Here is a 15647-nt window from a genome sequence, read left to right as displayed (position 1 = left end):
TATAGTATTTTATAGTTTATAATCAATATATGAATTAAATAAGAGGTAGAGGCGCGAAGATTATCAGTAGCTATATATTAAAAGATTAAAGCATCTATATAGTAAAAGGAATATTCGCCGAAGTGTGTAATTTGCTTTAAAATTACATTGCTGGGGGTACATATAATATATGTATCACTGTCACAGGGTTATCTTGTGTTGGGCTATCAATGAGTTTGCATTTCAATGCCTCGGAGTCCATCCGAGGCATTTTAAATTTATTTTCATTTTGAAATTCGTTTTTCAGTGAAGATACATTGCCTCGTGGATGCTATCTACATTATTTCTTTATTTAATCAATTATTTATTATTATTTAAGGAGGGAATTTCAAATGATTAGAAGAAATTTCAGATTATTATTTATGACAGCAATTATTTTTATGATGACTGTTGTTCCTACTTTTGCTGAAGATATTGATAAAATAGCACAAACAAATGCTAATAAGTTTGGTATTATAACTATTATACCTCCATTATTGGCTATTGTTTTGGCTTTTATCACAAAAAATGTAGTGGTATCACTTTTTCTAGGGGTGTTATCTGGCTCATTTATTTTGCAGTTAGGTAATGGTGAAAATCCTGTTACTGCAACTGTTTTTGCTTTTTTAGATTTTATCTCCAGAGCACTGTCATCTCTTGCAGACCCTTGGAATGCCGGTATTATTTTACAGGTACTTTGTATAGGAGGAGTAATTAATTTAGTAGGAAAGATGGGAGGAGCAAAAGCTATAGCAGAGTCATTAGCAAATAGGGCTAAGACATCAAAAAGTGCACAATTAATTTCCTGGTTTTTAGGAATTTTAGTATTTTTTGATGATTATGCCAATTCTTTAATAGTAGGTCCTATTATGAGACCTGTATTTGATAAAATGAATATTTCTAGACAAAAATTAGCTTTTGTAATTGATGCAACTGCTGCACCAATTGCAGGACTTGCTATAATATCTACATGGATTGGACTTGAAGTAGGATTAATTCATGATTCTTTCGGAATAATTAATATTGAAGTAGATGCTTTTGGTGTATTTTTACAGACAATACCATTTAGATTTTATAATATTTTAATACTTTCGTTTATTATATTAAGTGCCGTGATGATGAGAGAATTTGGTCCTATGAGAAAAGAAGAATATATTTCATATAGAAGAGATAATTTAACTATTGATTTAGATCAAGGTGTAGAAGAGTTAGATGATATGGCTCCAAAGGATGGAATAAAGCTTAGTGTTTGGAATGCAATTATACCAATTGGTGTATTGATAATAAGTGCATTAATTGCATTTTATTATAGCGGATATTCAAGCATAATGACTGGCGATGATAAGGTTCTAATTTCGGTTATAAGCCAATCTCCATTTTCATTTAATTCAATAAAAGAATGTTTTTCAGCATCGGATGCTTCTGTTGCGTTATTCCAATCTGCTGTATTTTCTTCAATCGTAGCTATTATAATGGCTAAATTTAAGAAAATATACAGTATTTCAGAAGCTATAGAAGTTTGGATTGATGGTATGAAAACATTAATGATAACTGGTGTAATATTAATACTTGCATGGTCTTTAAGTTCAGTAATAAAAGAAGTTGGAACTGCTAAGTTTTTAATAACATATTTATCAGATTCTATTCCAGCATTCTTATTACCAACTATTATATTTGTATTGGGTGCTATTATATCATTCTCAACTGGTACTGCATATGGAACAATGGGAATACTAATGCCACTTGCAATACCACTTGCCCATTCAATAAATCCTGATATGGGATATGTAGTAGTATCGACATCAGCTGTTCTTACAGGGGCTATTTTTGGAGATCATTGTTCTCCTATTTCAGATACGACTATACTTTCATCAATGGGAGCAGGCTGTAATCACATCGACCACGTAAAGACACAATTACCATATGCCGCTTATATAGCAGCTTGTACTATTTTATTTGGATATATACCGGCTGGGTTTGGACTTCCTGTAGTAGTTGTTTTACCAGTGGCTATTGTGTTGGTTGCTGTAGGATTAAGAATAATAGGTAAGAGAACAGATATAGATGACAAAGAATTCGAAGCTAAACTGGCTAAGGAAGGAATTCATTTTTAATTAGCACTTCACAGAAAACCATAATAATAAATCAAAGTATAATAGCCGAGTTTAAATAAGCTCGGCTATTATACTTTGATAACTTATAATATTTATATCAGATCTTTATGATTTACAAGATATTCTTTTAATATTTCAGATATTAACTCTCCCTTTTTTGTCCCTATATTTTCGCATAAAACTGAGAAATTACTCCATATTTCATCGTCAACTGTTAAACTTATTTTTTTCTTTTTTGCTATTATACTTTCAGATACAGTTGGAATATTAGATGAACTATTTAGATTTATTTCCAGTGAATCTCTAATGCCAATGTACCAATCGAAAACTTCGCAAAGCTTGTCAGAATCTTCTTGCGTGAAAATTATTTTTTCGTTTTTTTTCAGCACTTTCTTTTTTGAAGAAGATTTTTTTTGAGACTTGGACTCTTTACTGATTTTTTCAGAAGTTTTATTCTTTTTTAAAGTTGTACTTTTTTTCTTAATAGATTTTGTATTTTCTTTTTTGGTACTTTTATTAGAAAATTTATCAGTATTTTCCTTATTATTGTCATCGGGATTAATTAGTCCATCAAATGTAACTTGCTGATTCATAAATATCACCTCATTTTTATAATAATTATAGCATGATAGACATAAGTATTTCAAGAAATGAAATGTTGTAATTAGTTTGTTTATTATGTTAATATTATATATATGATGGATTTTGAAAGGAGATATAACTATGAAAATATTAATAATTGAAGATAATAAAACTTTACAATCAGATATGAAAAAAGAGCTGTCCAAACATTTTGAGGTTGAAACCTGTACAGATGGAGAAGAAGGACTTTATTTGATATCTCAAGGTATATATGATTTAGTTATTTTGGACTTAATGCTACCCAATATGGATGGAATAACTATTTTAAAAGAAGCTAGAAAATCAGGTATTGATACTCCAATACTTATATTAACAGCGAAAGAAAGTTTGGATGACAAAATGGAGGCATTTACATTAGGAGCTAATGACTATTTGACAAAGCCTTTTTATATGGATGAGTTAGTAGCTAGAACTTTTGCCATATTAAGAACAAATGGGCGTATAAAAGATAACAAATATCTTGAATTTAAAGATTTGAAAATAGATTCAGAAAAAAATACTGTCTATATATATGATGAAGAATTAGAATTACAAAATAAACAGTTTAAACTATTGGAATATTTTGTCCTTAACAAAGGATCAATATTATTAAAAGAACAGATATATGATAGAATATGGGGAATAGATTCAGATGCTACTATAGAAATAGTAGAAGTATATGTAAGTAATCTTAGAAAGAAATTATCAAAGTACGATTATGATAAATATATAAAAACGAAGAGAAAGGTCGGGTATATATTGGATGATAAATAATAATGTATTTGTAAAGACCAGAAAAAAGTTGATTTTAAATATATTGCTTGTAGTTCAACTTTTTATGATATTGATGAGTCTTTTTATATATAGTTATTTTAAATCTAATTTATATAGGACATTAGATAGAGCTTTGATAGATGAGTATCACTTTATTAGCAATCAGTTTAATAAAGATTCAATACTTGATCCGATTGTATTACAAGATCCAAAAGATATAGTATATATATATGAGGGTGATTCTGTGAGATATTATACTCAAAATAGATATTTTAGCGGAAAAGTACCTACAGATGAGAATAAAACAGAAAATGGTTTTTATTTTGAAAAATATAGTGGATACAATTTTAGAACTGCTTATGCAACAGAAAATGGTTTTAGATTTAGAATAATGCGGAATATAGACTCTGAAAAAGAAACACTTAGCCATCTAGTAGCTTTGTTGATAAGTGCAGATTTATTATCATTATTGCCGGTATATTTAATTAGTAAATATTTATCCAAAAAAGCTCTTAAACCAATAGAGGTATCGTGGAATAATCAAGTTAAATTTGTACAAGATGCCTCTCACGAACTCAGAACACCGGTTTCTATAATACAGTCTAAACTTGAATCATTACTTAAAACTCCAAATTCGACTGTTGAGGAAGAAGCTGAAACTGTTGCTGTGGCAATGAGAGAAACAAGACAATTAAAAAAGATGATAAGTGAATTGTTGTCTCTTACAAAAGAAGAGTCGATAGTATCTGTTAACAGAGAAGAATTTGATATTGAAGAACTTTTTAAAGAAATTTATGATGGATATGTCGAAATTGCGGATTATCAAAACAAGGAATTTAAATATAGTATTAAAATGAAAAATAAAAATATTTGTTCCGACAGAAATAAAGTAATGCAACTTTTGAGAATATTAGTTGACAATGCCTTTAAATACACAGAAGAAAGTGATATTATAGAGGTATCAGCTTATGAAAGATCTAGAGACAGAATTCATCTTGTAGTTGCTGATACAGGCATAGGGATATCTGAAAAAGATCAGAAACATATTTTTGAAAGATTTTTTAGAAGTGACTCAGTTAGAGCAACAGATATTGAAGGTTCCGGAATAGGATTATCTATATCAAAATTGATAACAAAAACAATTGGTGGTAATATAAAGGTAAGATCTAAACTTGGAGAAGGCACTAAGTTCATTATAGATATACCAAGAGGAAAACCTGATAAGAAGAAAAATATGAAAGATAAAAACTCAAAAGTCAGAGATAAAAAAGAAGCAAAAAAACATTTAAATTCAGTTGAATAAATGATTAATTTATAAAAATTGTTTGAAAAAGTTATTTTATGGTAATAACATAATATAATAAATTAATAATAACGGAGGAAAAAAAATGGCAAAAGTAATTAGTTCTCAAGAATTTGTAAAAAATGTAAAAGAAGAAAAAGGAATTGCAGTTATAGATTTCTTCGCGACGTGGTGTGGGCCTTGTAATATGCTAGGACCAGTATTTTCAGATGTTGCAGAAGAATTGAAAAATGAAGCATTCTTTGCAAAGGTAGATGTTGATCAGAGTATGGATATAGCACAGGAATTTGGTGTAAGCACTGTACCCACTGTTATATTCTTCAAAGATGGAGTAGAGGTGAAAAGAGAAATCGGTTTTATGCCAAAAGAAAAAATAACTTCAGCTTTAAATTCAATAAAATAAATATGTGGTTAATAATTTAAACATTTAAGCATACCTTTAGGTATGCTTTTTTTACATAGCTAATATTTGTGAAGGGTTTAATAAAAAGACAGTAAAAAAATAAAAATTTCAATTTATAGATAAAAAAGAATAATGAAATTTAAAAAGTATATTATTCATTTCTTGTTGAATATCGAGTATAAATACTGTATAATAAAGAGTAAATATGAATGAAATAATAAATAAAATTTCATTTTAACAAAATTCATTAGGTATTATAGGAGGGGATCATGGAATTTTTTAACTCGATTTACAATGCTGCAATGTCACTGAGTGATGTATTGTGGTCAAAAGTGTTAATTGTAATGCTTGTTGGTATAGGTATCTATTTTACGATTAGAACTAGATTTGTACAGTTTAGATTTTTTGGCGAACAGTTCAAATTGTTAGTAGATACAGAAAATATGAAAGATGCCAAGAAAAAAGGTGGTATTTCTTCATTTGGTGCTTTTTGTATAAGTACTGCGTCAAGAGTAGGTACTGGAAATATTGCTGGTATTGCTTTAGCGATAGTTGGTGGAGGACCGGGGGCAATATTCTGGATGTGGTTGATAGCACTTATTGGTTCTGCATCCGCTTTTGTTGAGGCAACACTTGCACAGATATTTAAAGTACCAAATGGTACTGCAACAAAAGGTGGACCAGCATATTATATGGAACAGGCTTTAAATGCAAGATGGTTAGGAATTATATTTGCAATACTTATTACTATTACTTATGCATTTGTATTTAATGCAGTACAGGCAAATACAATGTCGATTGCTTTAAATAGTTCATTCGGGCTAAACAGAATGGTGTTTGGTATAGCACTTACTATCATCACTGGATTAGTTATATTTGGTGGAGTTCATAGAATTTCTAAAGTTTCTGAAATAATTGTTCCTGTGTTTGCTGTACTATATATTTTGATTGCATTAATAATAATTATAATGAATATTGGTTCTGTTCCAGGAGTGATTAGAGATATAGTTGTAGGCGCGTTTAATCCTCAACAGTTTGTTGCCGGTACTGGAGCAGGAATAATGGCTACTTTATTAACTGGTGCTAAAAGAGGACTATTTTCTAATGAGGCAGGTATGGGTTCTGCGCCAAATGCTTCTGCTACTGCTGATGTTTCTCATCCTGTTGCTCAAGGGTTAATTCAGTCATTAGGCGTTTTTACAGATACAATAATTATTTGTAGTTGTACTGCATTTATGGTATTACTTTTCAATGGATATGCAGCAAGTTCAAATGAAGGTATATTATTAGCACAAGAAGTTCTTATTCATCATTTAGGACCTTTTGGAGGTATATTCTTATCAGTGTGTATATTCCTATTTGCTTTCTCTTCAATTGTAGGTAATTATTATTATGGAGAATCAAATATACAGTTTATGGTTGAGAAAAAAGAATCAGCTGTAGAAAAGATAATTCTTAATATAGTTAGAACTCTAGTATGTTTATTTGTATTTTACGGTTCATTAGTTAAAATGGAAGTGGTTTGGAATCTAGCTGATTTATTTATGGCATTGATGTCAATTTTAAACCTAATAGTTATATTAATTTTAGGGAAATATGCATATGCAGCTCTTACAGATTATTCGGAACAGAAAAAGAAAGGTATATCTAAGCCTACTTTCCATAAAAACACAATCCCAGAGATAAGTGGAATTATAAAAATGTGGGAAAATAAATAAGTCATATTTATTGAATATAATAATTAGAAAACGAGTACAAAATTGTGTGCTCGTTTTCTAATTATTATACTTTACTAATACATAGATTAAGTTTACAATATGATTATAGAGATAATCTATTAATAACTTTGAGGAGGTATATTATGAAATATTTAGATTTGTACAATGAATGGTTAACTTCTCCATATTTTGATGATGAAACAAAAAAAGAATTGGAAAGTATTAAAGATGATGAAAAAGAAATAGAAGATAGATTTTACAAAGATTTGGAGTTTGGCACAGCAGGATTAAGAGGTATATTAGAAGCTGGTACTAATAGAATGAATAAGTATATTGTAAGAAAAACTTCTTATGGACTTGCAAACTACTTTTTAAAAAATCATGATGATGCAGCAGAAAGAGGTATTGTAATTGCACATGATAATAGACATATGTCTAGAGAGTTTTGTATGGAAGCATGTGAAACGATTGCTGCTGCCGGAATGAAAGTATACTACTTTGATGATTTAAGAACTACGCCAATGTTATCTTTTTCTGTTATGGAATTAAACTGTATTGGTGGGATTGTAATTACTGCGAGTCATAATCCTCAAAACTATAATGGATATAAAGTTTATGGTGAAAATGGTGCACAAATTATGCCTGATGTTGCAACTGATGTGCTAAATGAAATTAATAACGTGAAAAAATTTACCGATATTCCTTTGTTTAAAGAAAGTGACAGAAAAAAAATGGTACTTTTAGATAAGAGTATTGATGAAAAATTTATAAAGGAAGTCAAAAAAAATATAATAAGGAAAGAGTTAATCTATGATTATGGAACTGATTTCAAAGTGATTTATACACCTCTTTGTGGAACGGGAAGAGTTCCTGTATTAAAAGTATTAAAGGACTCGGGTTTTAAAAATGTAATTACAGTACCTGAAGAAGAAATGCCTGATCCTGATTTTGCAGGTATAAAAACCCCAAACCCTGAAGAAAGTGTAGCATTGACTAGGGGAATAGAATTGCTAAAATCTGAAAATGCAGATATATTAATAGCTAACGATCCGGATTGTGATAGGGTGGGAGTAGCAGTCAGAAATTTAAATGGAGAAGTTATTTTACTTACCGGCAATCAAATTGGAGGCTTGCTCACTGAATATGTATTATCTGGACTAAAAAACTTAGGTAGGCTTCCTGAAAACTCGTGCATGATTAAGACTGTTGTGACTTCTGAATTCGGTTCTGATATTGCAAAAATGTTGGGAGTTGAAGTAGTGAGTATACTGACTGGTTTTAAATTTCTTGGTGATAAAATGACTCAGTATAAAAAAGATGGATCAAAAACTTTCATTATTGGTTATGAAGAAAGTTATGGATATTTAATAGGTGAGCAATGTAGAGATAAAGATGCTGTTACAGCGACTTTATTAATTGCTGAAATGGCCCTTTACTACAGAAGCAAAGGGAAAACATTGTATGAAGGTTTAATAGATTTATATGATAAATATGGATATTATAGAGAGAAAACTACTTCTATATACTTGGAAGGAAAAGAAGGCGGAGAAAAAATAGATAGAATAATGTCTTATTTAAGAAATAATATTCATGATGATATTGATAACTTGAAAATAATTGAAAGACTTGATTTTCAATCAGGGGTTGAGGGATTTCCTAAATCAAATGTATTGAAATATGTTTTGGAAGATAAGTCGTGGATTGCATTTAGACCTTCAGGAACAGAACCAAAGATAAAGATATACATTGGAACTTATAATTTAGATGATTCAATTGCTACATCAAAACTAGATAAATTAGATAAGTATTTTCTAAATATAGTAGAATCTATAAAATAATTATTTAAAAGTGGTTATTATCATTTTTCATAATTTGATAATAACCACTAAAATTTTACCAAATAATATAATATTGTATTGTAAATTATTATACTATTATACTATCTCACTTTAGAACTACTGTTTTTCTGCTCTATTTTTCTTTGAAAATATAATATTGCATTTATTTTATATCCAATAGTAACAGACATACTACAAAAGTATAGCCAAGTCATTAATACTATAATTGTTGATATATTCCCATATATTTGTTTTGATGAATTGAAGTAATTTGCATAAAATGAGTAGAAAAATGAAAAAATAAGCCATAATATCGTTGTAATAATAGAACCTGGCAATGTTTCTCTATACTTAAGTTCTCCACAGGGAGAGAGTGTAAATAAATTTAAAAATATATAGGTCATAGATACTATAGGTAGTAAAAATCTCAAAATATTAAATAGCAAATATAAAATGGCATGATATCCTAGTGTTGTATTGAAGAATATATTTATTTTTTTACCATATACCAATAGTCCTATTGATAATATTGTCATTACAAAAAATCCAACAGCATAAACCATTGAAATAAGATTAAGTAAAAAGAAATTTCTGTTTTCTATAAATCCAAAAGCCATATTTTGACCTTTTATAATTGACTTAACAGCTTTTGAGGCAGTCCAAGTTGCTAGTAAAAAGGAAAATATAAGCAATTCAATACTTTTATTTTCGACTGCTGAGTTAACTATACTTTGTATAATTAATAAGGCATCTTTTGGGACTATTTGAACAAAATTTTTACTGTTCAAAAGCACATCTAATCCAGGTATATATGCCAAAGCACATATTATAAATATCAAGGTTGGAAAAATTGTGATAGTTAGATAAAAAGCGATTTCAGCTGATCTGGAATACATATCTGGAACGTTAAATCGTCCAATTACCGGCAATATCACTTTTAAATAGTTTTTCATCTTCTTCAGCATAAAAAGAGACCTCCTTTTTTCAATAATACCATATTTTAGGTACTATAAGCTAGATAAAGATAATACAATTATAGTATATTTATGCTATAATTTATTTATAGACAATGAAAGGAGGAAACTAGTTGTCATATATAATAGAAAATAGTGTATTTTCGAAAAGCATACCTGATGAATATGTGGTAATCGATTTAGAGGCAACAGGATGTTCAGAATACAATTATATAATAGAGTTAAGTGCGATAAAAATTAAAAATGGTGATATAGTATCAGAGTTTAATGAATTAGTTAAACCTCCTGAATACAGGTTAGTTGACTATAGTCAATCAAAAGTTTTATCATATGAGATAGAGAAGAATTTAAAGATATATTATATTGATGAGTTTATAGAAAAGCTTACAGGAATTTCTAACAGTATGATACATCAGGCAAAAGAAGAAAAGAAAGTAATTACAGATTTTGCTAATTTTATAGATGATAGTGTTATCGTCGGACATGGAGTTCCAAATGATTTTATGTTAATTAATAATGCTTTTAATAGAATTCTCAAACGTAATTTTGAAGCTGATTTTATAGATACTTTTGAATTAGGTATTTACTTATATGAAACTGAATATTCATTGATTAATTTATGTAAAAAATTTGATATTGAAAATAAATCAACACATAGAGCAAGATCAGATGCTTATAGAACATATTTATGTTTTGAAAAAATGAAAAGTTATATTTTAAAAGGGAATTCAAATAAAAACATAAAAAAATACTCTGACTGGATTGAAAACAATATCAAACAACAGGAAATTAGTAATAGAAAGAAAATTATAAAACAATTTAATAAATCTAACTGGAAAGATATTAAAGGATATTTACTTAATATAGGAAATTTGGAAGAAATTTTTGAAGATAAATCTATATATCTTTCAGAGTATTTATCAAACACAGATATATCTGATATAAATTCTATATTCTCAGAATGTGATATTAAATATGATAAAAAGATATATAGTAATACCGATTATATAATAATTAAAGAGGATGTAGATATTATAGATATTAATTCTGATGGTAAATGCAAAGAAGAGATTGAAATGTTATTAAGTATAGCTTCAAAACAATTAATAAGAGTTTTATCACTATCCGAGTTAAAAGATATATATGATAATGGTTTCAATCCAAATTTCTTTTATGATGATTCGAAAGATAAATTTATAAAGTATACTAATAAAAATTTTTATATACATAGCGGAGCGATTGAAGAAAATTACAAACTGATAAAATCATTTATTTTGAATAAAGGGGCAAATATATTAAATAAAATGGATGATGATCTTGACTATATTATAATAAGCGAAGATGAAGACGAAAAATACTTTTTTGAATCTGTTGAAGGAAAGTTATTTTTACTCCTTTATTTAAATGGAAGAGGTCCTCAGATTATTAATGAATCTTGGATGTTAAAACTGATAAATTTTATTGATAATTCTAAAAAAAATAAAAAGAGTAAGAAAAAGAACAATAAAAATAATAAATAAAAAAATTTTGAATAAAAATGAAATTTGTATTGATTTATAACTCATTTAGGAATCATATTTTAATGTTTTTGGTATATATATTGCAAGAAAATTATTTAACAAATCATTATTTAAAGTTAAATTGACTTTTCGTTGTCATAGTTGTATATTATTGGACAGATAATGTGTTTATGGCAATATTTAATTATTATTTAGTGCGTATAGACTCATAAATATGATATAGAACTTTGGAGGAAAAAATGAAAGTAGATACATTCGGTAATCCAGATAAGCCAGTGATATTATTAATACATAGTATTTTTTATCCGGGTATCACTAGTTATAGATCAATATTACCTTTGATAGAAGATGATTATTATGTAATTGTTCCTCATCTTGATGGTCTGACTTTTCCCCACTCTGAATTTATTTCTACGAGGAGACAGGCGGATCAAATTGTAGATTGGTTGAAAAAAAATGGTATTTCTCATATTCATTTTATACTGGGATCATCTTATGGTTCTTCAGTAGCATTCGAAATTTTAAAAGATCAATCCTTAAAAATTGATAAAGCTGCTTTGGACTCACCTGCACTAAAATGTAGTAAGATTTATGGTATGATGTTGTATCATGAGATGAAAAAAATGGTTAAAACATTTAAGAAAAAAGGATTTGAAGCATTTGATAATTATGATAAATATAAATATATAAGCAAGGATGATGAGGAGTATTGTTTGAAAGTCTATAATGATATGGATAAGAAAACGATAAAGAATTTAGCTTATTCTTGTTATGATTATGTATTACCATCTGAATTATATAGGGAAGGTACTACAGTAAGATTTTTATTTGGTGAGAAAGACAAATCAAAAATTAATTTGCCCGAAATAAAGGAGTTGAAGTCGGGAGAAATTAGGATTTTGGAAGGAATGAGTCATATGCAGTATATTTTTGAAAATCCAGTGGATTTTCTTCATGAATGTGACTTAGAAATTGGAAATGAAAAACAAAATTACGTATAATGTATTTAGAACGAATAATTAATATTTAAGGAGGAACATTATGAAAAAATTTATAACAGGTGCTTTATTAGGCACTGTAGCCGGCGCTATCGGTTATAAAGTATATAAAAACAATGAGGAAGAAATTAAGGACTTTCTTAAACATCATTTAGATTTTGATGAAGAAGAAATAATGGTAGAAGATATGGAAATTGAAGAGTTAGAAGAACTTAGAGATATGGTCGATGATTTAATAATAAATAAAGCAATTGAACAGGATATCGATTTGCACGACGATTATTTAGATGAACGAGATGGGTTTGATAACGAATTTGAGGAAGATTCTTATGATGAACTCAATACAAAAAAACGAGATGAATACATAATATTAGAAAATGATAGTAAATAACATAAAAGGTAAAAAATATTCTTAATTTATAGAAATGTATGGAAACTATATTCTGTATACAGGGTGTACAGAATAAATACGATTATTAAAAAATAGGGGGGGGAAATATTTTCCTCTTATTTTTATGTAATAAAAATTAAAAAATATTTTTAATGGATTGATAATACAGTTAAAAATATAATATCAAAGTATCAATTTAGGTCTAAAGGAAAGAATAAATGAAGATGTGATTAAAAAAATTAAAAGTAAATTAGCATAAAAGAGTATATAAGTAGGTTTACTAATACTAAATAAATTAAAAATATTAAAAAACAAGAGTTTGTATATACTAAGAAAGTTGCTTATAATAATAAAATTTTATTTCTTGAAAAAGCTTGTAATTATTAAAAATAAAGGGATTACAATGGATTTTATATCAATAAGTATAAAATACAAAAAAACACGTTAAAAACTTAACGTAAAAACGTCTTTTTTAAAACAGAAAATAGTTATTGAAAAGGTGTTTATTTTTATGTATAATAGCAATATCAGTTAAGCTTAATTATTTTAAATAAAAAAGGCCTATATTTACTAAAGTTATATAACTTCAAAGAGTGAGATGCGTACATCTATTGCAATTTTTATTCTCGGGAAAATAGAAAGCATCAAATAAAAAGGAAGGTATTTTTATGGACAAACGGTGTATTATAAAAAAGATTTTTAAAATCATTGTTGGTACTTTTATATTATCGTTTGGTATTTATAATTTTTATTATCAGAATGGAATTACAGAAGGTGGCGTTTTAGGTCTATTATTGATTTTTAAAAACGTATTAAAAGTAGATGTTTCTATTTCCAATATTTTAATCGATGGAGGATTAATATTACTTGGATATAGATATTTTGGAAAGAAATTTTTTGCCAATACAATTTTTGCAACTTCTATTTTTTCTTTGATTTACGGGTTTTATGAAAAAATAGGATTTTTGATTACTATTGAAAATAATTTTATCGCGGCTTTACTAGGTGGAATTTGTGTAGGTTTGGGTTGCGGTATAATAATTAATGCTGGTGGAGCTGCTGGTGGGGATGATATAGTAGCCTTGATTATATCATCAAAGTTAGATAAACTTAGTTTAGGTAAAGTATATTTATTAACAGATATTAGTATTTTGATATTGTCATTATCTTATCTACCAATTAATACGATGATTTATTCAATAATAGCTGTAGTAACGAGTGGTCAAGTGATAAATATCATGTACAGATTTAATACGACTATTGAATTAGTTGAAACTAAACATAATCAAATTGATGAAGTAGCAGCGTAAATATTTTTATTAGAAATAATGCTACCTATTGACAATATAAATACAATAATCAAAAGGAACAAACTCATAAAGTAAGATTTTTATTTTTATGAAACTAGATTTATTTTTAAGTAAGGATTCTAATTTTCATGAATTTTAAAATGCAGTTTTGAGTAGGTTCCTATTTTTATTCAAATTATTTGCAGTCGATTATCTTTTTATGTATTAGATAAATATATTTATTTTTTAATAAAAAGTACTTAAATATATTACTGTGTATAAAAAATATGCAAAAAAAGATTAATTATGATGTATAAATAAAAATATATTGCAATATTTCCAGTATTAGTATACAATATATATATAGTAAATAATTATATATGATATATTATTTAATTGTTTTCTTTAAATTAAAATTATATAAACATAGAATTTAATTACTATTTTTTTATAATAGGAAAACGATTGTATAAATAATGATTTAATGGAGGAAAAAAATGAAAGTAAAAGTAGGTCTTAACGGTTTTGGGAGAATAGGTAGAGCAGTACTAAGAATTTCAGAAAATAATCCTGAATATAATTTTGAGGTAGTAGCAATAAACGCGAGAGCGAATTCTGAAACACTTGCTCATTTATTTCAGTATGATTCAAGTTATGGAATATTTGATGGAGATGTAAAGGTAAAAGATGAAAATGCAATATTAGTAAATAATAGAGAAATTAAAATTACAAGAGCATCTCATCCATCTCAAATACCTTGGAAGGATCTTGGGGTTGATATAGTAATAGATAATACTGGTAAATTTAAAAACAGAGAAGATTCAATAGGTCATATTGAATCTGGTGCTAAGAAAGTAATAATTTCTTGTCCAGCAAAAGGTGAAGATTTAACAGTTGTATTAGGTGTAAATGATCATGATTATGTAGCAGATAAGCATCATATTATTTCCAATGCTTCTTGTACTACAAATTGTTTAGCACCTGTTGCTAAAGTTTTAGATGAAAAATTTGGTATAGAGAACGGAATGATGACAACAGTTCATGCTTATACAAATGATCAGCAAGTACTGGATAAAACTCATAAAGATTTAAGAAGATCTAGAGCATGCGGAGAATCAATTATACCTACAACTACAGGTGCAGCAAAGGCAGTTTCTTTAGTTCTTCCACAATTAAAAGGTAAATTAAATGGTTTCTCTTTAAGAGTTCCAACGCCGACAGTGTCAGTTGTAGATTTAGTTGTAAATTTGAAACAGAAGGATATTACAGCTGATGAAATTAATGAGGCTCTTAAATCAGCTTCTGAAAATGAATTAAAGGGAATTTTGGGATATTGTGATAAACCACTAGTTTCCGTAGATTTTAAGGGAGATTCTAGATCTTCTATTGTAGATGCACTTTCTACAATGGTTATGAATGATGGGCTTGTAAAAGTAATCTCTTGGTATGATAATGAATGGGGGTATGCAGTTAGAACTGCTGACCTTACAGATAAAGTTAGTAGATCTTTGTAAAAATTGATAAATAGTATATAGCTAGGAATGATGCTTTTTGAAGTATTATTCCTATTTTTTTGTCTAAATAATTACAAAAGTATAATATAAGTTACAAAAAATTCAAAAACAATTCGTACCAAACAGATAAATAAAAGGTATAATATATATAAGCAGAGTAAATTGACTCTTT

General features: G+C 27.7%; 13 protein-coding genes and 1 riboswitch. Of the genes, 11 read left to right on the top strand and 2 right to left on the bottom strand.

Going from position 1 to position 15647, the window contains the following annotated elements:
• The first annotated feature begins 38 nt into the window (after nucleotides 1-38).
• A riboswitch (Lysine riboswitch) is annotated at nucleotides 39-214 on the top strand.
• Between the two features lie 157 nt (nucleotides 215-371).
• Complete coding sequence (locus HLB29_RS03535; protein ID WP_185623781.1) at nucleotides 372-2132, top strand: Na+/H+ antiporter NhaC family protein; 1761 nt, start codon at nucleotides 372-374, stop codon at nucleotides 2130-2132.
• Nucleotides 2133-2224: 92 nt separating this feature from the next.
• Here HLB29_RS03535 and HLB29_RS03530 read toward each other — a convergent pair whose 3' ends face one another.
• Complete coding sequence (locus tag HLB29_RS03530) at nucleotides 2225-2725, bottom strand: hypothetical protein (protein ID WP_185623780.1); 501 nt, start codon at nucleotides 2723-2725, stop codon at nucleotides 2225-2227.
• A 130-nt stretch (nucleotides 2726-2855) separates the two neighbouring features.
• Between HLB29_RS03530 and HLB29_RS03525 the strand changes: the two genes are divergently transcribed.
• The 5 genes from HLB29_RS03525 to HLB29_RS03505 all read left to right on the top strand — a co-directional run bounded on the left by HLB29_RS03525 (nucleotide 2856) and on the right by HLB29_RS03505 (nucleotide 8789).
• Nucleotides 2856-3527, top strand: coding sequence for a response regulator transcription factor (locus tag HLB29_RS03525; protein ID WP_185623779.1), 672 nt, complete (start codon nucleotides 2856-2858; stop codon nucleotides 3525-3527).
• Nucleotides 3517-4830, top strand: coding sequence for a sensor histidine kinase (locus HLB29_RS03520; protein WP_185623778.1), 1314 nt, complete (start codon nucleotides 3517-3519; stop codon nucleotides 4828-4830). The genes HLB29_RS03525 and HLB29_RS03520 overlap by 11 nt, the downstream gene beginning before the upstream one ends.
• Nucleotides 4831-4915: 85 nt before the next feature.
• Nucleotides 4916-5233, top strand: a complete 318-nt coding sequence (gene trxA, locus HLB29_RS03515) for a thioredoxin (protein WP_185623777.1) — start codon at nucleotides 4916-4918, stop codon at nucleotides 5231-5233.
• Between the two features lie 269 nt (nucleotides 5234-5502).
• Nucleotides 5503-6951, top strand: a complete 1449-nt coding sequence (locus HLB29_RS03510) for an alanine/glycine:cation symporter family protein (RefSeq protein WP_185623776.1) — start codon at nucleotides 5503-5505, stop codon at nucleotides 6949-6951.
• Between the two features lie 143 nt (nucleotides 6952-7094).
• Entirely contained in the window at nucleotides 7095-8789 is a 1695-nt protein-coding gene (locus HLB29_RS03505; protein WP_185623775.1) for a phospho-sugar mutase, read from the top strand.
• A gap of 101 nt (nucleotides 8790-8890) precedes the next feature.
• On the opposite strand, the gene HLB29_RS03500 is transcribed toward HLB29_RS03505, so the two are convergent.
• Nucleotides 8891-9754 carry a YihY/virulence factor BrkB family protein gene (locus tag HLB29_RS03500; RefSeq protein WP_185623774.1) on the bottom strand — a complete coding sequence of 288 codons (864 nt, stop codon included), beginning with the start codon at nucleotides 9752-9754 and terminating at the stop codon, nucleotides 8891-8893.
• Between the two features lie 122 nt (nucleotides 9755-9876).
• Between HLB29_RS03500 and HLB29_RS03495 the strand changes: the two genes are divergently transcribed.
• From HLB29_RS03495 to gap, 5 genes are all read left to right on the top strand, one after another.
• Complete coding sequence (locus HLB29_RS03495; RefSeq protein ID WP_185623773.1) at nucleotides 9877-11283, top strand: exonuclease domain-containing protein; 1407 nt, start codon at nucleotides 9877-9879, stop codon at nucleotides 11281-11283.
• Between the two features lie 239 nt (nucleotides 11284-11522).
• Complete coding sequence (locus HLB29_RS03490; RefSeq protein WP_185623772.1) at nucleotides 11523-12284, top strand: alpha/beta fold hydrolase; 762 nt, start codon at nucleotides 11523-11525, stop codon at nucleotides 12282-12284.
• A gap of 40 nt (nucleotides 12285-12324) precedes the next feature.
• Complete coding sequence (locus HLB29_RS03485; RefSeq protein WP_185623771.1) at nucleotides 12325-12672, top strand: hypothetical protein; 348 nt, start codon at nucleotides 12325-12327, stop codon at nucleotides 12670-12672.
• Between the two features lie 668 nt (nucleotides 12673-13340).
• On the top strand, nucleotides 13341-13982 hold the full coding sequence (locus HLB29_RS03480) for a YitT family protein (protein ID WP_185623770.1): 642 nt from the start codon (nucleotides 13341-13343) through the stop codon (nucleotides 13980-13982).
• Nucleotides 13983-14458: 476 nt separating this feature from the next.
• Complete coding sequence (gene gap, locus HLB29_RS03475; protein WP_185623769.1) at nucleotides 14459-15475, top strand: type I glyceraldehyde-3-phosphate dehydrogenase; 1017 nt, start codon at nucleotides 14459-14461, stop codon at nucleotides 15473-15475.
• The last annotated feature ends 172 nt before the right edge of the window (nucleotides 15476-15647 follow it).

Origin of the sequence: Peptostreptococcus canis (assembly GCF_014229965.1) — a bacterium.
Lineage (GTDB): Bacteria > Bacillota > Clostridia > Peptostreptococcales > Peptostreptococcaceae > Peptostreptococcus > Peptostreptococcus canis.
The sequence above is the reverse complement of the archived record's forward strand: the minus strand, read 5'-3'. Positions and strand labels throughout refer to the sequence as shown.

Bases quoted from the DNA above. Each gene is read 5' to 3' on its own strand.
- HLB29_RS03535 (WP_185623781.1), top strand. From the start codon at position 372: ATGATTAGAAGAAATTTCAGATTATTATTTATGACAGCAATTATTTTT.
- HLB29_RS03530 (WP_185623780.1), bottom strand. From the start codon at position 2,725: ATGAATCAGCAAGTTACATTTGATGGACTAATTAATCCCGATGACAAT.
- HLB29_RS03525 (WP_185623779.1), top strand. From the start codon at position 2,856: ATGAAAATATTAATAATTGAAGATAATAAAACTTTACAATCAGATATG.
- HLB29_RS03520 (WP_185623778.1), top strand. From the start codon at position 3,517: ATGATAAATAATAATGTATTTGTAAAGACCAGAAAAAAGTTGATTTTA.
- trxA (WP_185623777.1), top strand. From the start codon at position 4,916: ATGGCAAAAGTAATTAGTTCTCAAGAATTTGTAAAAAATGTAAAAGAA.
- HLB29_RS03510 (WP_185623776.1), top strand. From the start codon at position 5,503: ATGGAATTTTTTAACTCGATTTACAATGCTGCAATGTCACTGAGTGAT.
- HLB29_RS03505 (WP_185623775.1), top strand. From the start codon at position 7,095: ATGAAATATTTAGATTTGTACAATGAATGGTTAACTTCTCCATATTTT.
- HLB29_RS03500 (WP_185623774.1), bottom strand. From the start codon at position 9,754: ATGCTGAAGAAGATGAAAAACTATTTAAAAGTGATATTGCCGGTAATT.
- HLB29_RS03490 (WP_185623772.1), top strand. From the start codon at position 11,523: ATGAAAGTAGATACATTCGGTAATCCAGATAAGCCAGTGATATTATTA.
- HLB29_RS03485 (WP_185623771.1), top strand. From the start codon at position 12,325: ATGAAAAAATTTATAACAGGTGCTTTATTAGGCACTGTAGCCGGCGCT.
- HLB29_RS03480 (WP_185623770.1), top strand. From the start codon at position 13,341: ATGGACAAACGGTGTATTATAAAAAAGATTTTTAAAATCATTGTTGGT.
- gap (WP_185623769.1), top strand. From the start codon at position 14,459: ATGAAAGTAAAAGTAGGTCTTAACGGTTTTGGGAGAATAGGTAGAGCA.